This is a genomic window from Thermanaeromonas sp. C210, assembly GCF_013167955.1.
GTDB lineage: Bacteria > Bacillota > DSM-521 > Neomoorellales > Neomoorellaceae > UBA12545.
This window is the reverse complement of sequence record NZ_BLWF01000001.1, coordinates 148,367-166,694: the sequence shown is the minus strand read 5'-3', so window position 1 is coordinate 166,694 and position 18,328 is coordinate 148,367. Positions and strand designations below refer to the sequence as shown.

Below are 18,328 nucleotides of genomic sequence, written 5' to 3'. Positions count from 1 at the left end.
TGTTTCTGTATGACCGCTTCAGGCGGCAGACGGATGCCGGTGTTGGAGCAAATGAACCGCCGTACGCAGCTGTTCTTCCGGATCGTCGACGCTAAAGTCCGGCTCAAGGCCTTCGCCGTCGATCTGGCGGCCGGCGGGAGTAAGATAATGGGCTGTGGTAAGTTTTAGGGCGCCGCCGTCCCTCAAAGGCAAAAGGCTCTGGATGCTTCCCTTGCCAAAGGTACGGGTGCCTACCAAAAGGGCCGCACCCGTATCCCGGAGGGCGCCTGCCAACAGCTCCGCGGCGCTGGCCGTTCCTCCATCCACCAGGACCACCACCGGCCAGTCGATTCCCGGACCTTCCGAACGCAATACCTCCACCCACCCCTGTTTATCCACTACCTGCGCCACCGGCGTGCCCTCCAGCAGGAAAAGGGACGCCACCTCCACGGCGGCCCCGAGATACCCCCCGGAATTACCCCGCAGGTCCAGGACCAGGCCGCGTGCTCCTTTTCCCTCCAGCTCTTCCAGGCTGGAGGCAACCTCCTCCGGAGTCCGCGACGTAAAAGACCAGATGGCCAGATACCCCACCCCTCCTTCCAAAAGGGCCGCTTCCGCCATCGGCTGGCGGATCAATTCGCGCACCAGGGTGAAGCTCCGGGGTTGAGCATCCCACGGCCAGGTTATTTCCACCGTCACCCGGGTGCCCGGCTCCCCTCGAAGCAATAATATGACCTCTTCCAGGGGAAGCCCCTTCAGGGGCTTTCCGTCTACCCTTAACAGGACGCCCCCCGGCCGGATGCCCTGACGGGCTGCCGGAGAAGATGGTAGGACGGCCCGGATGGTAAAGACTCCATTCTCCTCGGCAACCACCATGCCGGTACCCGAATATTCGCCTTTTAGAACCTGTTGAAAGGCTTCTACCTCCCGGGGAGAAAGGTAGTCGCTGTAAGGGTCGCCGAGGGCCCGGATCATCCCCCGGATGGCCCCCTCTTCCAGGGAATAGGGGTCTACTTCGCCGGCATAGTTCTTTTCAATCAACTCGCGCACTTCTGTCAACAGAGGCCACTCCGGAACGGTCTGCCCCCGTTCCTCCGCCAGCGCCGCAGGTGAGAATATAAAGTAGCCCAGGGCCAGGACTGCATAAAGCATCAAACGGACCCTTTGAGCTCGCCCCAACTGCAACATGAAGAAAGCCCCCTTGCCGTTGCATGGTTAAAGGTATTCGGCAAAAGGAGGCCTTTTCCTGCTTTCCCCATGGATGTCAAACGAAAGGCTTAAGGATTGAACACTACCGCCAGGAACATCTTGAAGGGCTTCTCAGCATACAAGGCGTGGGGAATACCTGCCGGCATGACCACCGCCTCACCGGCTTTAACCTTCATCTTTTCCTCTCCTATGGTGATTTCCGCCTCCCCCTCCAAAACGTGCACCAGGGCATCTCCGGGGGAGGTATGGGCGCTTATCTCCTCGCCCCGGGCAAAAGCAAAGAGAGTTATGCTCACGTTCTTGCCCTGAGCCAGGGTCCTGCTTACTACAGTGCCTTCCTGGTAGTCCACCAGACCCGCCAGGTTAAGGGGCTGGGAAAAAGCTATGTTGCGAAACCGCCCGGACTGTTCCACGATATGTACCTCCTTGCCAAAAATGTTCCCTCGAGGCCCTCGCCTCGTAATGCCAAAATAGCATCCGGATAAAGGGATGTCAAGGAAGGATCCGGCTCTGTTGCAAAATGCGCGGGTCGCCCCCCTCTCCTCCTGTATTTTCCTCCTTTAGACGCGGTTTTAAGGGTCAGCCGCGGTTCCCGACGAAAGGAAGGCGTGGTATAATTTTGTTACTGAATTTTCACGCGAGGGAGAGGAGAACCCATGCGTATTCTGTTCGAGGCCGCCAAGGCCCAGATAGAAATAGAGTTAAACGATACCGCCACTTCCCAGAAAGTAAGGGAAGCCCTGCCCCTAGAAGCCCGGGTCAACACCTGGGGCGATGAAATTTATTTCAGCATACCGGTACATACGGAGCAGGAGAAACCTCAAGAACTGGTCAACGAAGGGGATGTAGCTTACTGGCCGCCGGGTCATGCCCTATGCCTCTTCTTTGGACCCACTCCCATCTCTGCTCCGGGGGAAATCCGCCCCTATAGCCCTGTTACCGTAGTGGGCAAGGTGGTAGGCGACCCCAAGGTGCTAAAGAATGTTAAAGATGGAGAAAAAGTCCAGCTAAGAAAAATACCGTCACCATAATTTTATCAGCCGGCACAGTGTGCCGGCTTTTTGCTCATAAAACGCGCCAATTGGGTCTTCTGGAGTACAGATTGTAACTCATAACTAGAGTATGGCTTAATAATATGCGATTTAAATTAAGCATACGCTGTTGGTTTTCGATAAACCGCCTACTATCCCTGCCAGAACTGGACAACTCATTCCAAGGCGATATTCGCACCTTTTTTGAGGTCATGAAGGGTGCACTCAAAAATAGGTTGAAAAACGCTAGGAAACTGGAACCCACCTCCTGGCCTTGGCTTTGGCCTGGGTGTAGTGGTCTTACTCCTGAGCAGTATGAGCGTCCATCTCTGAGTTATCCCCACCTTTTTGCTAGGGGGCCTGCTTGGGCTTGGAAGCGAGCGAGCAAGCCTTCGCGGTAGCCAAACTTAAGCTTGGCGAAAGGCGGAGGCAGGCCTGAGGCCTTAAGAGGCCTGCGGCCGGCAACTGAGGCAGGAGGTTTAAATTCTGCCGGGAAGCCTGCCGTAGCCTTGAGCCAAGCACTAATTTGGCCCGCGAGGGAAACGTTCTCTTCCATGTAATAGAGGGCGAAGGAAGAGTTCTACGCCGGCTTTGGTGGCCAGGACCAGGGCCTCGGACATAGCGGCAATATGCTTTAACCCCCTCACGTCCCGCATTCAGGACTGGTACTCACGCAGGTCGATGCTGCTGATCGGCTCTTCGCCGCAACTCTCCAGATACCACCGGGCGAAGGCTAAAATGTCCTTGCGGCAGAGGTTCTCGTTAAAGATACGCCTGCATAAGGGACTTTTCCTGGGAATCCTGAAAAGCATCAGTGCTCACGGAGCAACCCTGCCCTCCGACTGAAGGATGGCCAGGAATTCAGAAGGGGAGACTATTCTTGCCTTGCCTACGTTCTGAAGGGGATATATGTGCTTCAGGTCGCCTGTGACCAAGTAATCGGCCCCGGCTTCCAGCGCACAAGCTAATATTTCGTTGTCGGCCTTTTTGCTGGCGATGATCTTCGGCACCTCTGTCGGCTCTACAATTGTGGACGCGTTGCTTTCAACCAACCCCGCCACAGCCCCTGCTTCTTCGGCAGTGTATCCGAATTTTTGCTCGAGCACGCGGGCAAGCTCCCGGATGATGAAGGGGCTGACCACCAGCTCGTAGTGGCCCCTCAGGGCGGCCCTGAATACCCGGTCGGGCGGCCCGCCGGGGAACAGGAGGGCGGAGACCAGCACGTTCGTGTCTAGTACCGCCTTCATTGCCCCTGCCGCAGTTCATCAATGATCTGTTCCACTTTGCTTTCGTCCGTTATCCCCAGGGTCTGTGCCTTAAGGGAGGCCTTGGCTTGCATCTGTTCCCATTCCCGCAGGGCCATATACTGGCGCAGCGCCTCCCGGATGAGTTCGCTTTTAGAGCGGTTCTCGAGTTTGGCCAGGGCTTCCGCCGTCTCGGCCATTTTAGGGGGCAGGGAGATGGTCCAAACCACTGTTTCCCGCACTTTAACCACCCTCCCAATCGGATGTCGAAAAAGTGGGTATTACTTAGTATTACTCTAGCATCAACACTGCGCCATGTCAAGGTCTAGGGCTTCCACCCGGGCTTACGTCTGGCCGCCTGCAGCAATTCCCAGGGCGGCAGAAACCTCTTGCGCCGACCACCCCAGGGCCGCCGAAACGTGACACCCCGTTTGCTTTCCAGGCCCTTCAGCGTCCTTTACCCCTGGTCTTCCGCGACGACCCGATTGGAGGTTTTAGGCAATACGGCTTATGGGCATCCCTTCCTGAAGTAGGTATGGATTATAGCCCACTCCCTCACTTCTATCACCGGCTATCCCTCTTACCAAACAGTTATTCCGGCACATATTAGAAAGCGCTACGGTATAGAAGAAGGTAGCCCGCTTGCCTGGGTTTTAACAGGAAGGAGAAATAAAGGTAATTCCCCTCCCTCCTGAACCACATAAAAGGTTCCGGGGCGCTGGTAAGGGGAAAGGTTACCTGGAATTCTTATTAGAATCGCGGGCTGAGTAGCGGAATAGATGAGATACGTAACTGCTTTAGAAAATCGCTTGCGCGAAGTTCTGGCCCCTAGGCCAGAGATTGTGTTCGCTTCCCTTTTCGGCCAAATTAGCTGGAAAAAATTAAAGGAACTTGTGAGAAAAATCACAGACTCATGCTAGCAACTCCTTTAAGATAAAGGCAAATCCTTCTAACCACCATTCATTAGGAAAAGGCTAAAAGGGTACGGCAAAATTTAGGGAAGGAGGTTCCATGTTTCCTATGAAGATGTTGATCGTAATGAGATGGTTGCATGATCTGGCCACCGTTGTCTGGCTGGGAGGCATGTTCACCCTGGGAATCGTTCTTTTGCCTTCTGCCCGCCAAGCGCTGGGACCAGGCCCTCACCTCCGAAAACTGATGGAGGGTTTTCAAAAGCGTCTAAGCACCCTGGTCTACATCAGCATGGTGATCCTGATTATCACCGGGTTGCCGCTTGCCAGAAACAATCCCCACTTCCAGGGTCTGTTTAGCTTCGATAATACTTACTCTACCACCCTGACTATCAAGCATGTGCTAGTGCTAGCCATGATGGCACTGGGATTAACCAGGAGCCTGGTCTTGGTAAGAAGAGGTCAGCCAGACAGGGATAGAGAGAAATTAAAGATGGGCATATTATATCTTAATATGGGCCTGGGCGTAGTGGTATTACTGCTAAGCAGTATGAGCGCATATCTAAGTTGAACCCGGTTCAATCTCCCTCCACATCGGAAGGTTTCCATAGAGTTAATTCCTCTATCCTAGCAAATACCTGGTCATTAGAAGCTAAGTTCCAACAGTTATATTCCTGACAAGCTGCTAACAAGATGGAATCGTTAGTCATAAGACCGTACCTCTGCTGCCAGGGTAGCGCCTTTAAACACAACTCCTCAGTAACCGGTACCAAGTGGATATTCATTGCCGGAATTTTTTCTATTTGTTCAGCGTAAATGTGAAGTTGCCTAATAATCTCCGGTCTGCTTTTCAACTTCTTGGCTACGTTTCCCGGAGTAACAAAACCCCCGGTTACTGCTTCCAACATCATTAAACGGTGCATAACTTCTAGGAGAATATTTACGGTAGTAAAGCCGAAAATTTCCTCCCTTTCGCATCTTTCTAGAAAAGAGGTACACTCGTTGGATATACCGCCAAAGTGGTAAATAAAAATGTTAGCATCGATGAAAACCTGGCTACCATCTGGTAATTCTTCAAACCTCAACAAAGTCTTCCTCCTCGAGGATCTTTCTCACTACTTCAGCCTGGGCTGGTATACTACCTCTCGTGCTCCGAACTACAGAAGCTTCCTCTCCAGTCTTCTTGTTCTTATTCTTATAAAGGTATTGTTCCAATGCTTCTTCAATTATAGCATTAACAGGCTTCTTTTTACTTTTAGCTACGAGTTTAGCCTTGTAAAGAAGCCGGGGGCTGAGGGCTGTACCTATTTTTTGCCGCATATCATTCACCTCACGTTCTATTATAAGACTCTGGTAGTCGGACCGTCAAGATTGTTTCTAGACAGCGTTTACCTCCATTTTCATAGCTCCGGCATCGTCCTCATATACCCCGCCCGTAGGATGGATTAAAAAGCCTCTCCCAGTTGCCGCCGTAAGGCTACTGGGGCCTCGGGCTTACCTCCGCTTTCGGCCTCTGAAAGTATAAACTTCTGACCTTAGCCTTCATGTCGTTTTTTCTATTAGCTGCATACAGCTCAGCTTGCTCGATAGCTACTTGTCTCGCTTTGTAGGGTTAGTGATGGCAGGCCGGGTCCTCGCTTTTTAGCTGCCGCCACTTCTTTTCAGGCTGCCGCAAGTTAATGGAAAAATGGAATCCCGCCTCTCATGTAAGTGACGGGGTTCTCCGTTTTTAAGGATTATCTCCTCGATAGCCCGCCAGGAGCATTATAGCCCGGTAAATATGGCCAGCTTGCTCTGGGAGAGAGAGCTTCCTATCGTATAATCGCCAGCGAATAATAGCCCCTTGAATAAGCCCTCCAAAAATATCAGCCAAACACTCAAGGGAAAAATGGGACTGGAATACCCCTTGGGCCATACCCTGTTTAAAGATAGCCCTAATGTGTAAAATATACTCGCTTATTATTTCTTTTATAGTCTCTTTTAAACCAGGGTAGCTAGTATATAGCTCATCTGAAAAAATGATCCTGGACATACCAGGATTTGTTTCCACCAAACCCAAATGAAAGTTTAAAAGTGCTCTTATTTTTTCCTCCGGAGGCAGAGCACTTCTGGATATCTCCGCAGCTTTCTTTACTAAAGTGTAGCCCACTTTTTCTACTGCCGCCCTTAACATCTCTTCCTTGCTGGCAAAATGCTTAAAAAGCGCGCCCTCTGTTAGACCCACTTCCTGGGCCAGGGCGGCGGTAGTAAGATTATTCAGCCCCCTACTGTCTACTATTCTTAAAATAGCAGCAACTATCTGTTCCTGCCTCACGGCAGTGCTGGCTTTTGCAGCCATCGGCAGCCGCCTCCTGAAGACAATAATAGGTCGAGCTTACTCCAGGTTTTTGCGGAATTTCAGGGCACTTATGATAATGATGACCACCCCAAATACAAGAAGATAAATTACCTGGAACCAAAGATAAGACAACCCCACACCCTTTAAAATTATGGCCCGCAATATTTGGATAAAATAGGTCAAAGGTATTATTTCCCCTAATTTTTGCACCACCTTGGGCATGGCATCCTGGGGAAACATAAAACCGGATAACAGAATATTGGGCATGACCAAAAACATAGTAAGCTGCATGGCCTGGAGCTGGGTACGGGAAACAGTGGAAATGAGAAGGCCGATACCCAAGGCGCCCACTAAGAACACAAAGGAAAGGGCCAAAAGGAGAAGAAGATTCCCGTGCACGGGTACACGAAACCACAATATACCCACGGCTATAGCCAAAAGCAGATCGGCAAAACCGATGATAATATAAGGAATAACTTTCCCCCACATAAGCTCTACGGGTTTGATGGGCGTCACTATAAGCTGCTCCAGAGTACCTTTTTCTCGTTCTCTCACTATAGCAAAGGCCGTAAGCATCATGGTAATATTTTGCAGTATCACGCCGATGAGCCCGGGAATATTGAAGTTAACGCTTTTCATCTCGGGGTTATACCACACCCAGGGCCGCAAATCTATCCTGGCCAGGGGAGCCCTGCTGCTTTCTATACCTCGCTGGCGCAAAGTATGGACCATCCATTCCGAAGATTTGGCCTGGGCAATGGCCCCGGCCGTAGATAACACAGTGCTGGCCGTCATAGGATCCGAACCATCCACTAGTACCTGCACCGGAGCTGCCTCTCCCCGGTCCATCCGGCGGGAAAAATCGGCCGGGATAACAAACCCCACCCGGGCCTTACCCTTATCCACCCATTCCCGTATAGCGTCGTGGTTTTCTACATAGGCCACAACGTCAAAATAGTGAGACTGTACCAGGGCCTGGACGAACTCCCGGCTCCTCTGATCTTTCGCCTGGTCCCAAATCACCGTCTTTATGTGCTCCACATTAGTAGAGACCGCATAACCGAAAAGAAACATCTGCATAACCGGCATAAGGAGGATTAAGGCAATAGTCCGGGGGTCCCTCCTTATGTGAATAAATTCCTTTCTTGCAATGGCCCAGATACGTTTAAAGTTCACCCTTCACCAACCCCCTCCCAAGTAGATGGGCCTCCGTACTCCTTCTATCCCGCTCATCCCCTATCCATATCCGGCCCTCGGCCATCATGCCATAATTCTGCCGCATCCCTTTTTGTCGGTGTCTTAAACCGAAACCCCCTCCGGGCGAGAACCACCTTCTACTAACGACACAAAAACATCTTCTAAACCCGGTTCCACAGGGAGAATAGATTTTACCTCCACTCCCGCCCTTTCTAAAGCCTGGCGCACATAAGGGCTATCCCGAAATATATCTCCCACTACTACATGGAGCCCTGCTCCGTACATAGCCGCCTCTAACACTCCCGGAACCTCAGCCAAAGCCTCCAAGGCAGGCATGAGGGGCGAACATTGGATTTCCAGGATTTCACCCTGCATTTTGGTCTTCTTAAGGTGATCAGGGGTACCAAACGCTACCAGTTTGCCGTTATAAATAAAACCAATAGTATGGCAATGCTCAGCTTCATCCATGTAATGGGTGGTGACCAAAACAGTGACACCAGCGTGGGACAGATCATAAATAAGGTCCCAGAAATTCCGGCGGGCCACAGGGTCCACTCCGCTAGTAGGTTCATCTAAAAGTACAAGCTCCGGTTCGTGGAGCAAGGCACATCCTAAGGCCAGTTTCTGTTTCCAGCCGGTCGAAAGATTCCCGGTAAGGGTGCGTTCTTTACCAGCCAAACCAATAAGATTTAAAATTTCCCCTTTACGTTGCCTGAAACGCTCAGGCGCTAGTTGATAAACTCCAGCGTAAAATTCCAGGTTTTCTCCTACCGTCAGGTCCTCGTAGAGGCTAAACTTTTGAGACATATATCCTATCTTAAGGCGAATAGCTTCGGAATCTCGTACAATATCATATCCCAAGACGGTAGCCTGGCCACTGGTAGGGACTAAGAGACCGCAAAGCATGCGGATGGTAGTGGATTTTCCCGAGCCGTTGGGGCCAAGAAACCCGAAGATTTCCCCTCGTCGCACCTTAAAGGAAACATTGTTTACAGCTAAGAAACTGCCAAAACGTTTGGTTAAACCTTCCACTACGATAGCCCACCTGCTCTCAAGCATCACGCTTCCCCCCAACCCTTCCTCCCTGTTTCACTAGAAAGGTAAAGGCATCTTCCAGGGAGGGGGCAATAGGTTTAAGCTCGACCACCCTCACCCCTTCCCGCCTCAATATTGCCGGTACCAACTTACCGGCCTGCTCCTTATCCTGGGCCGTAAGGTGAAGAGAATTACCATAGATTAATACATCGTCTAACCAGGGCTCCTGCCGCAAGCGCTCTTTAGCTACATGGAGCATATCGATGGTTTCCGTTAGCAGAAGTAAGAGATGCCCCTGGAAAAGATTTTTGATGGCCTGCGGCGTAGCGCAGGCTAAAATCCGGCCATTATGTATAAAGGCAATGCGATCACAGCGTTCAGCCTCATCCATGTAAGGCGTGCTCACCAAAATGGTAGAACCCTGTTCCCGTAATCTAAAGAGAATGCGCCAGAAGTCCCGCCGCGCCACGGGATCTACGCCGGTACTGGGCTCATCCAGAAAAAGAACCGCAGGCTCATGGATGAGATTGCAGGCCAGGGCCAGCTTCTGTTTCATTCCTCCTGAAAGCTGGTCGGCCAGCTTATAGCTATGGGGCTTAAGGCCGGCCCAACTCAGAAGTTCCTGTTTGCGTTTCTCTCGCAAGCGGCCAGGTACTTCATGAATTTCAGCATAAAAATCCAAGTTTTCCTCCACGGTCAGATCCCCGTAAAGGCTGAAGCGCTGGGGCATATAACCTATATGGGGCTTAATAGTTTCGGCCTCAGCCGGAACCTCCCGTCCTAAAACAGAAATTTTTCCCTCGTCCGGCCAAAGTATGGCCACCAGCATCCTTAGGGTTGTAGTCTTCCCTGCCCCATCGGGACCCACCAGGCCGAAGATCTCCCCTTCCCTTACTTCTAAGTGGAGATTGTCTACAGCCCGGATCTGGCTAAATCTTTTGCAGAGCCCTTCCGTTTTTATAACTGGATCGCCGTGCTTAGCACCCATAAAGCTTCAGTTTACCTCCCCGGCATCTAAATAGACCACGGCATCAGCCGGCATACCTGGTTTTAGCACCCGCTCTTCGTTAGAGAGGGTAATTTTAACCCTAAACACCAGGTCTACTCGTTCTTCCTTGGTTTGGACGTTTTTAGGGGTAAACTCGGCCTGGGTAGCAATCTCGCTTACCCTACCCCTAAAAGTCTTGCCCGGGAAGGAATCCACGGTAACCAAAGCCTCTTGGCCTATCTTCACATACCCAATGGCCGGTTCCGGCACATAGATGACCAGCCACATATCACTGGGGTCCAGCAAGGTTACAATGGGTACCCCCGGGTTGACTACTTCTCCTGTACTAAAGTTGGTCCTAAGTACAATGCCGTTTACACTGGAGCGTATTACAGTTTTATCCAATTGTTCTTGGGCCATTTTCCAGCCGGCCTTAGCTTTCTCCACAGCTAAAGTAGCCGCTTCTACTTCTTTAGCCCGCAGCTCCACTTGATACCGGCCGGCCAGGGCTATCTCATAATTGGCTCGGGCCATAAGCTTATCTTCCTCCCGCGCTCCAGCAAGTAACAAAGATAACTTTTCTTGGGCAGTTCCCACCTTGGCTTGAGCCACCTCATAATTGGTTTGAGCCTCTTGAAATTGCTGTTCGGAAATGACACCTTGTTTGTACAATACTTCCATCCTGCGCAGCTGTTCTTCAGCATTTTTAAACACAGCTTGAGCCTGGGCCAGATTTTTCTGCGCTTCGTTGATTTCCTGGGGCCGTGCGCCGCTCTCCACCTTTTGTAGGTTGGCCAGGGCACTTTGGATATTTCCCTCCACTCTGGCCCGTTCCATCTCTAAATTGGCCTTGGCCTGGGCCAAGCGAGCCTCGGCCTCTGCCACCGCCGTTTGGGCCTGGGCCACCTGTTCCTTAAGGACACTGTCCTCCAGTACAGCCACTACCTTCCCGGCTTCCACCCATTCCCCTTCCTGGACGAATATTTGCTTGATCCGGCCCAAAATTTCCGGCGCCACTCCTATTTCCGTCCCTTCGATGGTGCCCGAGGCCTGAAGCACCATGCCGCCATTTTGTATTCTTACGGTAGTACCCTGGTTGTCCCTCGTAGTCATAAGGATAACCCCCAGGGCTGCCGCCACGGCTAAGGGTATAAACCCTTTCCTGACCTTGGGCCAAACCGCCTGCACTTCCATCCCTTCCCCTCCCTGCCATTTTTAGTGTTTTAGGAAGTGAGTACTCACTTACTTTATATTATAACGAAAGATCACCTTTTTAGTTTCGCGGCCTTTAAAAATTTTCTACTAGTGCCCGGCCTATTTCCACTACTTGTGATCTATTTAACAGCCCTTGTCGCCGTTACAGTTTAGAATTTCCTTAAAATACCTGTTAGGAGGTTTATCTGGAATGGAAATAATTCGTATCGCCGAGCAGCCCATCAAGCCTACACCCAGGGGAGTAAAAGCCCGCCCTTTGGTAGACCGGCCAGTGGTAAACGTGATCAATCTCCTTTTATCCCCGGGTGAGGAAGTGCCCATCCATGTCACACCAGTAGATGTTCTTTTTCATGTGATAGAGGGTAAAGGGAAAGTGACTATAGGAACCGAAATGGCCGAAGTTACTGCCGGAGATATAGTGGTCAGCCCTGCCCACATCCCCCACGGCCTACAGGCAGATACAGCAAGCAGCTTCAGCATCCTGGTCATCAAGACTCCCAATCCCAAGTCATTGAGCAAGGTACAACCGTAAGACCAAGATTTGGTAGGCGCAGAGGCCGGCCCGGAAGGAGGGGTTCCGGGCTTTTTTAATTCCATTATAAGAGCATTCCAGAGGCGCTCCACCTATTCTCTCTCAACTCGAGTTTAGAAAAGGCAAAGGGGACCCCATCATTTGTTTTTGAGAGGCGTCTGCCACAGGCTATGGAGCCAACTAGGAGGGTCACTTGACAAGCCAGTAAGGACTGCGTTAGTATATGAGCGAAACTGCGCTGTACGCAAGGGGTGTTCCCTCATTGCCACGCTCGCGCCACGGCAGCAGGGAAATAATTCTGGCCGCAGCCGAAGAAATCTTTGCCGCCAAGGGCCTAGAAGGGGCCCGGGTGGATGAAATAGCCGCCAGGGCTAATATCAATAAGCGCATGCTCTACCATTATTTCCAAAGTAAAGAGGATCTTTACACAGCGGTCTTAAAATCCAACTTTGAGAAGCTTCTGGCCTTGGGAGGTCGGGCGATTACCAGGAGCCCGGATCCCGTGGAGCAAGTCAGGGCCATTATTACTTCCTTCTTCTATTTTTTAGCCGCCAACCCCCATTACCCCCGGCTCTTATCGTGGGAAGCCCTTCAGGGAGGCGTCCACGCCCGCAAGGTTTTGCCACCTATCTGGGAGCAAGGCGTCCCCAACCTAAAAGCCATAATCGAGCAGGGTATGGCCCGGGGCCCCTTTCGTCCCGACCTGGACATCCGCCAGCTGGCCACCACTATACACACCCTGTGTACTTCCTACTTTATGGAAAAGGACATCCTGGCTATCCTATGGAAGGATGAGCCTACCAGCCCGGAAAACCTCAAGAAGCGCCTGGAACACATCCTGGACCTTGTCTTAAGATACATCCTGGCCAATCCCTAATACATATTAAGGGCTTGCCGGGGAAATTTTCCGCAAGCCCCACAATAGACCACCCTAGGAACTGCTTCCCGCCGACATAGCCCAGGGCTTTTCAAAGGCCAGCTTTAGATAAGCGTGGTTCCGCACCAGTTGATCCAGGGTCTGCCGGGCCTGGACCACAGACACCTCAGCCGAAACCAGGTCCGCTTTGGTAGACATCCCCACTTCGTACTTGGCCCTCTCCACGCGAAGCTTCTCTTCGGCCATCTTAAGGGCCTCCAGCGCTGCAGCGTATCCTTCCTCCACCTGTTTGGCTTGATAGTAGGCAGTGCGGGTTGCTTTAGCCATAAGCTCCTGCACAGTGGCATAGTCAAGCTCCGCCTGTTCGAGCTCTTTCTGCCGGGCGTCGTAAGGTGTGTAGGACCCGGTAAAGTACATCATATCTGCGGCCCAGCGCTTCAAATCTATATTCTGCCGCGCCTTCCACACAGTGGGGGCCTTCTCCAGAGCCCTAGACACCGCGGAGTCCAGGCTATCCACCTGCAGAGGCTCGAATTTCACATCATCGGTGAGCTCGGGCCTTGCTGCGGCATCCAGACCGATAGCCTGGTTTAGGGCATTGTAAGCGTCACCCAAGGCGTGCTTGGCCTGCTCGTAGTTCTTTACCGCTTGCTCATACTGGGCCTCAGCTATCACTAGCATAGACGGAGCCACAGTTCCCGCCGCTGCACCCGCCCTCGCGTTCTGAAGGTTAATCAAAGCCTGCTCCTTGAGCTTTTCCTGTAGCAATAACTTGCTCTGGGCAACCTGTACGTCCCAGTATTTTTTACACACATCTAAAACTAAGGCGTCGACCTTCGCCTCGTAGTCCTTTTTGCTAGCCCGCCAGGCGAGGTCAGCAGAGAGAAGCTTATTCCAGCTCGCCTCTATCTGCGGGCCGTAAGGGCCGCTGTAGCCGCCCTGAACCGGGGTGAATTGCACGTCCTCCTGGGCGTCGTCCCTAATCGCCTTAGTGCGCTCGATCTCTGCCTCGGCTTTTTTAAGACCCTTATCGTAATCCAAGGCAAGCTTGATGGCCTCGTCTAAACTAAGCGTATCCTTGGCAGCAGCGGTTCCCGCCGTGCCAAAGAACACTAGAAGGGCCAGAACTAGCGCTATTACCCACCGCTTCAACCTACCACCCCCAAAGTAGAGGACCCGGGCCCATCCCCGGGCCCGGGTCCCGGAAGCCCCGCAGGCTTACAGGTTCATGGTAACGGTCTGGTTAGCCTCGTCCCAGTCTACCTGAGCACCGAAGGCCTGGGCCACCCACCGGAACGGCACCATCACGCGGCCGTTGACCACTTCGGCTGCCACATCCATGGTGACGGGCGCACCGTTGATGGCCAGGATAGTGCTGCCAGGAGTGACCTGCACCACACGGACCTGCCCGATGAAGGTGGCCTTAACGCCGTCCCAGATCACGTTCTCGGGCGAGATGCCGAGGGCATAAGCCACATATCTCACTGGCAGGTAGGTGCGGCCGTCCTTAATGTACGGAGCAACGTCCATGGTGGCCTGCACGCCGTTCACGGTGTAGGTGGTGCTGTTGATGGTGAACACGGCCGTCTGCTTAACCTCGGACGGAGCCGGGGTCACGCAGGTGGCGTTGGCTACCTTGACTAGATAATCAGGATCCTCGAAGAATGGATCGTCAGAGGGTTCTTTGCTATCATACCCATCTATACTGGAATATACGAGCGCCTTGCCACCAATTTTAACCTTGATATCACCCTCGCCGAAGGTCCGATCGATATCGTAGTAAATATCACTGATCTCGATAGTACTCGCCTCGTCACTATTATCCTTAAACTCAATCTCGAGTACGGCATCATCGCGGCCGTCATCGGCATCCTTAACATCAACCGTCTCAATCTCGATGTCACCCTTGGTTACCTCGACCGTAGGCTTGCTACTGAACTTAACACCTTCGGGCAGGGTTAAGGTTATGGACCTGTTCCCGTCGTCAGTATCAATGGCTCCCGCCGCGTACTCAGCTATGACTATCTTGCCAGCCGCTTGGTCGGCCTTACCTATCTGCACGTTCGTCTTTTCAGCAGTTACCGTCACCGGGTTAACGACCTTGGCTATGGTGATCTCACCGGTGAGGCCTGCGCTGCCACCGACCTCAACCTTAAGATCGCCGGTCACGCCAGCTTTGAGCGCTACGCTGATGTCCTCGATGGTCAGTTCGGCAGGATCCTCTTCAGTGGAGCTGCGCTCAATCTTGAACTTGGCGGTGCGATCATCGGTTCCCTGAAGGCCGACAAATTTTAACTTCACGCCGTTATCGCTGTCAACCTCAAAGTCTTTAGATGTTGAGGTCCACTTTCCGCTACCGTCCTTCGCGAGCTCTTGATCATCGATCTTGAACCACCTGGCGTTCTCGGGTAGCGTGAGCGTAATGGTTCGCCCATCTACCAAGCTGCCCTTGATACTCTCCTTGATTACGATATCGCTAACTTCCTGATCCACCTGGCCAGCATAAGCCACTATAGACGGGTCTTTAGCTTCGATCTCTGTCTCATATTCTCCATACTGACCAACAATTATCTCAGTAGGACTTACGTCATAATCACCCTTTACCTTCACAACGACATCGCCAGATTCTGCCTCATCGCTGTCCGTTACCTCTACGCGCACCTTGATCTCGATGGCCATGCGCTGAGTGCTCTCATAATACGTACTGGAGTCACCAGTGGATTTAAGTGTGATCTCTAACGTATCCTCATCGCTGTCGGGTTCAATGCTAAACTTGTCCTCGGGATCACTTACAACTTTACTAGCTCCTGCTGTCTTACCCTTCTCCTCTAGCGTACCAAATATAAAATCAACATTCACTACCCCGCCCCAGGAGAAGCCATCAGGGAGTTCTAGTTTAAGCTTGTCGCCTGCAGCGAAGGTACCAGGTACAGTTTCTTCCACCCGCAATGTCACATATCCGCCCTCATCTGAGAAGCTTTCATCGTCCATTACACTGACCTTTAATGCGCCTTCACTGATTTTACCTACAACTACTGAGCCGTCGACAAGCTGACCCCTGATGTGGGTTATGCTGACCTTAATATCTTCGGATACCCCCGCGGGTACCTTAACGCTGGGGAACCCGATGAGAATACGGAACTTTTCCCCGGCCACTCCATCTATACCGTCTCCGTCAAGCTTTAACTTAAAGCCCCGGTCCGTTATATTGCTGATTATTAGCTTTGCCGCCTCGTTTCCACCTTCGCTTAATGCCACTGGAGGAGTACTTGATTTTGCAATGTCTTCGATGTTCCATGTCTTTCTCAGCTTCTTGCCGGTGGTTTCATCATACACGTATGCCGTTATTGTAGCCGTATATATTTCGTAGTCTGCCGGTAACTCGATCATAGCTTCCGAGTTCTCACTGCTGTACATCGGGTCAATTTCAATCTGGAAAGATCCTAATTCCCGCGTCCCATCATCTTCTACTGTCGGAACCGTCATTGGCGTATACACCGTACCCACAGCCGCTGCCGGTCCTGCGAAGGGCACCATCAAACCGACCAGCATGGCCAGGGTAATGAGGATTGATAGCCATTTCTTCCTCGCTTTTAGCAACTTTCTCCCCTCCCAGAGAGTTTCGGTTTAGTTTTGGTTTAGTGTTGCTGCATCATTGCAGCGTTTGAGTATTAATTGAGCCCTACCATCCCCTCCAACTTTCCCGCCGTCTTCACCGCTCCTGTCGCACCCCGGGTGCCGGATTTATAGGCTCTTCTTCGTCACTCACGAACCCGCGTGCCCGGGACGGTCGACGTGCGGGACCGCATCCCCCCTTTTCCGGTTTCCGCGCCGGTAAGACTATAGCGCCCTGCCGGCGTTTTATCACTACCCCGCAGCGCCGGATAAGCCGGCTAGCGGAGTTTTAACCACACATTCACCACTTCGTTCCCTGCTTCCAGGGTTTCGCGGTCAAGGTCTTTTAGCTGCTGTTCTAAAACCCTGGCCATCGCCAGGCTCGCGCTGTCCTTCCTGCCTACCAGTTCCTGGTATTCCAACAGCTTGCGGTCGAACCCGGCTGTTATGTCCACCGTTTCTCGCTCCCGGTCGATTTCTTTGCCCAGTTTAACCACCTTCTCCAGGAACTGAGCGGTGCTGTCTGCAGGCAGCACCGCCCGCAGGATAGCTTCTTCCTGCTGGTAGACCCAGACTTCCTGCGGCCTCCCGGCTCCCGCCTTCTCGGCCAGGACGGCCACTATTTCTTTGGCGTAGGGTAGATTATCCACTTCCACCTTGACCGTGGTGGTGCGCACGTGCCTGTTCCTGCTGAGGAAGGCTTGCGGCCGGGCAGTGACTTCCTCCCCGGAAGCTATGCGATTTCCGCTTTCACCCTGCTCCCGGGGTTTCTGCCCTGCAGCAGCGCTTACGTGCTTTTTCTCCGCCGCTGCTCCTGGCGATCCATCCTGGCCACTCGCCTTTTTCTCCGGCTCACCAGGTACGCCTCCAGCACGAACCCGCTCCACCGCGTTGCTGTCCGCCGCTGTTCCCACGGCCTGCTCCTGCTCGCCGGCGCTTGGTTTTCCACCCGCCGGAGCGCCCCCATGGTTTTCAGCAATCACCGTGGTGCCCGGAGCGGCCGTATTGTAAGGACCCGGCCACATTGACGGACCGCTTCCGGTGCCGGTACGGCTATAATGAAGGATAAATAGGCCTACGCTCGCCGTTAAGGCAGCCGCCAGGGCGAACTTACGCCACCCTCCTAACCTCCGGGCCTTTCCTTCGGCCGGATGGTACGCTCCCCCTTTTTCTATTTCCTCTATCCGGGCCATGACCCGGTCGAGGAAGTCGGGAGGAGGCTTCACTTCACGGTATATACCTTTTAAGCCCTCGGATATCTTACGTAATCTCTCAAGTTCAGCCTGGCAGGCGGGGCAACCCGTCAGGTGCTCTTCCAAGGCAGCTTTTTCTTTCGCCCTTAATTCGTCATCCAGATATGGGGATAATAGTTTTTTCGCCTGGCGGCACTTCATAGCGCCAACCACCTTTCTTATCCCTTCGCCCGCCTCCAGGGCCTCCTGCCTTTTCCCCGTGTTTCTGTGTATAATAACGAACAACCGGCCGGGAAGTTTCGCGGGGTTTTAAAAAAATTTTTTGCAGTGCTAAGGGAGGAAGCCATCCCGGCGTAATTTCTCCTTAAGTAACTGGCGGCACCGGTTAAGCCGCGATTTGACCGCCGCCTCGCTTTCCCCCAAGGTGGCGGCTATCTCCTTGTAGGAGAGCTCGTCTATGGCCCTTAACTTTAAAGCCAGGCGGTAGTTTTCCGGCAGCTCGCCCATGGCCTTCCAAACGGCCTGCCAGAACTCCTTCTTGTCTATCTTTTCTTGTACATCTTCCTCTGCGCTGGGCAGCTCCCACCCCGTTCCTTCCTCCTCCGAGGTGCTTGCTCCATCTATAGAAAAGGTCTGCAATTTTTTCCGCCGCCTCCAGGAATCTATCCACAGGTTCACGCCTATCCTATGTACCCAGGCGTCGAAACTGCCTTTCCCCCTGGCGAAATCGGGCAAGGAGGTATAAATCCTTAAGAAGATTTCCTGGGTCAGGTCTTCTGCATCTGCCCGGTTTCCCGCCAAAGTTAAGGCCAGGGAGTATACCTTGTCCTTGTAGATGACCACAAGCTCTTCAAAGGCAGAGGTATCCCCCTCCTGTATTCTGGCTATTAAGCTTTCCGCATCACCCATGGGTAAGCTCCTTTTTAAGGGGAATAGCTGGTGACGGAATCCTGCTAATAGACAC

Annotated in this window: 20 protein-coding genes; 5 read left to right on the top strand and 15 right to left on the bottom strand. The window is 52.6% G+C overall.

Going from position 1 to position 18,328, the window contains the following annotated elements; translation table 11 throughout:
- Positions 1-18 precede the first annotated feature (18 nt).
- Together TAMC210_RS00820 and TAMC210_RS00815 are read right to left on the bottom strand one after the other, a co-directional pair.
- Entirely contained in the window at positions 19-1,167 is a 1,149-nt protein-coding gene (locus TAMC210_RS00820; RefSeq protein ID WP_173296927.1) for a S41 family peptidase, read from the bottom strand.
- 89 nt (positions 1,168-1,256) lie between these two features.
- Complete coding sequence (locus tag TAMC210_RS00815) at positions 1,257-1,601, bottom strand: cupin domain-containing protein (protein ID WP_173296926.1); 345 nt, start codon at positions 1,599-1,601, stop codon at positions 1,257-1,259.
- A 243-nt stretch (positions 1,602-1,844) separates the two neighbouring features.
- Between TAMC210_RS00815 and TAMC210_RS00810 the strand changes: the two genes are divergently transcribed.
- Positions 1,845-2,219, top strand: a complete 375-nt coding sequence (locus TAMC210_RS00810; RefSeq protein WP_173296925.1) for a cyclophilin-like fold protein — start codon at positions 1,845-1,847, stop codon at positions 2,217-2,219.
- 818 nt (positions 2,220-3,037) lie between these two features.
- Here TAMC210_RS00810 and TAMC210_RS00805 read toward each other — a convergent pair.
- Together TAMC210_RS00805 and TAMC210_RS00800 are read right to left on the bottom strand one after the other, a co-directional pair.
- Positions 3,038-3,466, bottom strand: coding sequence for a putative toxin-antitoxin system toxin component, PIN family (locus tag TAMC210_RS00805; protein WP_173296924.1), 429 nt, complete (start codon positions 3,464-3,466; stop codon positions 3,038-3,040).
- Positions 3,463-3,705, bottom strand: a complete 243-nt coding sequence (locus tag TAMC210_RS00800) for a CopG family ribbon-helix-helix protein (protein WP_173296923.1) — start codon at positions 3,703-3,705, stop codon at positions 3,463-3,465. Before TAMC210_RS00800 ends, TAMC210_RS00805 begins: the two co-directional genes overlap by 4 nt.
- A 297-nt stretch (positions 3,706-4,002) precedes the next feature.
- Here TAMC210_RS00800 and TAMC210_RS13810 point away from each other — a divergent pair, with 297 nt between their 5' ends.
- A complete protein-coding gene (locus TAMC210_RS13810) occupies positions 4,003-4,158 on the top strand; it encodes an AbrB/MazE/SpoVT family DNA-binding domain-containing protein (protein ID WP_373996430.1) in 156 nt (51 codons plus the stop codon).
- Positions 4,159-4,483: 325 nt separating this feature from the next.
- On the top strand, positions 4,484-4,945 hold the full coding sequence (locus tag TAMC210_RS00795; protein WP_173296922.1) for a CopD family protein: 462 nt from the start codon (positions 4,484-4,486) through the stop codon (positions 4,943-4,945).
- Positions 4,946-4,952: 7 nt separating this feature from the next.
- Here TAMC210_RS00795 and TAMC210_RS00790 read toward each other — a convergent pair whose 3' ends face one another.
- From TAMC210_RS00790 to TAMC210_RS00760, 7 genes are all read right to left on the bottom strand, one after another.
- On the bottom strand, positions 4,953-5,459 hold the full coding sequence (locus TAMC210_RS00790) for a type II toxin-antitoxin system VapC family toxin (protein WP_173296921.1): 507 nt from the start codon (positions 5,457-5,459) through the stop codon (positions 4,953-4,955).
- Entirely contained in the window at positions 5,449-5,694 is a 246-nt protein-coding gene (locus tag TAMC210_RS00785; RefSeq protein WP_173296920.1) for a hypothetical protein, read from the bottom strand. The genes TAMC210_RS00790 and TAMC210_RS00785 overlap by 11 nt, the downstream gene beginning before the upstream one ends.
- Positions 5,695-6,103: 409 nt before the next feature.
- Positions 6,104-6,712, bottom strand: a complete 609-nt coding sequence (locus TAMC210_RS00780) for a TetR/AcrR family transcriptional regulator (RefSeq protein ID WP_173296919.1) — start codon at positions 6,710-6,712, stop codon at positions 6,104-6,106.
- Between the two features lie 36 nt (positions 6,713-6,748).
- Positions 6,749-7,888, bottom strand: coding sequence for an ABC transporter permease (locus TAMC210_RS00775; RefSeq protein ID WP_173296918.1), 1,140 nt, complete (start codon positions 7,886-7,888; stop codon positions 6,749-6,751).
- A 123-nt stretch (positions 7,889-8,011) separates the two neighbouring features.
- Positions 8,012-8,968, bottom strand: coding sequence for an ABC transporter ATP-binding protein (locus tag TAMC210_RS00770; RefSeq protein ID WP_173296917.1), 957 nt, complete (start codon positions 8,966-8,968; stop codon positions 8,012-8,014).
- On the bottom strand, positions 8,961-9,932 hold the full coding sequence (locus tag TAMC210_RS00765) for an ABC transporter ATP-binding protein (RefSeq protein ID WP_173296916.1): 972 nt from the start codon (positions 9,930-9,932) through the stop codon (positions 8,961-8,963). The genes TAMC210_RS00770 and TAMC210_RS00765 overlap by 8 nt, the downstream gene beginning before the upstream one ends.
- Before the next feature lie 6 nt (positions 9,933-9,938).
- Complete coding sequence (locus tag TAMC210_RS00760; RefSeq protein ID WP_173296915.1) at positions 9,939-11,126, bottom strand: HlyD family secretion protein; 1,188 nt, start codon at positions 11,124-11,126, stop codon at positions 9,939-9,941.
- A gap of 211 nt (positions 11,127-11,337) precedes the next feature.
- Between TAMC210_RS00760 and TAMC210_RS00755 the strand changes: the two genes are divergently transcribed.
- Positions 11,338-11,679: a cupin domain-containing protein gene (locus TAMC210_RS00755; protein ID WP_173296914.1), complete on the top strand. Its 342-nt coding sequence runs from the start codon at positions 11,338-11,340 to the stop codon at positions 11,677-11,679.
- Positions 11,680-11,941: 262 nt separating this feature from the next.
- A complete protein-coding gene (locus TAMC210_RS00750) occupies positions 11,942-12,556 on the top strand; it encodes a TetR/AcrR family transcriptional regulator (RefSeq protein ID WP_254388443.1) in 615 nt (204 codons plus the stop codon).
- Positions 12,557-12,610: 54 nt separating this feature from the next.
- Here TAMC210_RS00750 and TAMC210_RS00745 read toward each other — a convergent pair whose 3' ends face one another.
- The 4 genes from TAMC210_RS00745 to TAMC210_RS00730 form a co-directional block, all read right to left on the bottom strand.
- The gene (locus TAMC210_RS00745; protein WP_173296912.1) at positions 12,611-13,708 is read right to left on the bottom strand and encodes a TolC family protein; all 1,098 of its coding nucleotides are present in this window, start codon (positions 13,706-13,708) and stop codon (positions 12,611-12,613) included.
- A 66-nt stretch (positions 13,709-13,774) separates the two neighbouring features.
- On the bottom strand, positions 13,775-16,156 hold the full coding sequence (locus tag TAMC210_RS00740; protein WP_173296911.1) for a copper amine oxidase N-terminal domain-containing protein: 2,382 nt from the start codon (positions 16,154-16,156) through the stop codon (positions 13,775-13,777).
- Between the two features lie 293 nt (positions 16,157-16,449).
- On the bottom strand, positions 16,450-17,565 hold the full coding sequence (locus TAMC210_RS00735) for a zf-HC2 domain-containing protein (protein WP_173296910.1): 1,116 nt from the start codon (positions 17,563-17,565) through the stop codon (positions 16,450-16,452).
- 129 nt (positions 17,566-17,694) lie between these two features.
- Entirely contained in the window at positions 17,695-18,273 is a 579-nt protein-coding gene (locus tag TAMC210_RS00730) for an RNA polymerase sigma factor (RefSeq protein ID WP_173296909.1), read from the bottom strand.
- Between the last annotated feature and the right edge of the window lie 55 nt (positions 18,274-18,328).

Coding starts and splice junctions, on each gene's coding strand:
- TAMC210_RS00785 (WP_173296920.1), bottom strand. CDS start 5,694: ATGCGGCAAAAAATAGGTACAGCCCTCAGCCCCCGGCTTCTTTACAAG.
- TAMC210_RS00760 (WP_173296915.1), bottom strand. CDS start 11,126: ATGGAAGTGCAGGCGGTTTGGCCCAAGGTCAGGAAAGGGTTTATACCC.
- TAMC210_RS00730 (WP_173296909.1), bottom strand. CDS start 18,273: ATGGGTGATGCGGAAAGCTTAATAGCCAGAATACAGGAGGGGGATACC.
- TAMC210_RS00795 (WP_173296922.1), top strand. CDS start 4,484: ATGAAGATGTTGATCGTAATGAGATGGTTGCATGATCTGGCCACCGTT.
- TAMC210_RS00810 (WP_173296925.1), top strand. CDS start 1,845: ATGCGTATTCTGTTCGAGGCCGCCAAGGCCCAGATAGAAATAGAGTTA.
- TAMC210_RS00805 (WP_173296924.1), bottom strand. CDS start 3,466: ATGAAGGCGGTACTAGACACGAACGTGCTGGTCTCCGCCCTCCTGTTC.
- TAMC210_RS00780 (WP_173296919.1), bottom strand. CDS start 6,712: ATGGCTGCAAAAGCCAGCACTGCCGTGAGGCAGGAACAGATAGTTGCT.
- TAMC210_RS00820 (WP_173296927.1), bottom strand. CDS start 1,167: ATGTTGCAGTTGGGGCGAGCTCAAAGGGTCCGTTTGATGCTTTATGCA.
- TAMC210_RS00755 (WP_173296914.1), top strand. CDS start 11,338: ATGGAAATAATTCGTATCGCCGAGCAGCCCATCAAGCCTACACCCAGG.
- TAMC210_RS00735 (WP_173296910.1), bottom strand. CDS start 17,565: ATGAAGTGCCGCCAGGCGAAAAAACTATTATCCCCATATCTGGATGAC.
- TAMC210_RS00765 (WP_173296916.1), bottom strand. CDS start 9,932: ATGGGTGCTAAGCACGGCGATCCAGTTATAAAAACGGAAGGGCTCTGC.
- TAMC210_RS00770 (WP_173296917.1), bottom strand. CDS start 8,968: ATGCTTGAGAGCAGGTGGGCTATCGTAGTGGAAGGTTTAACCAAACGT.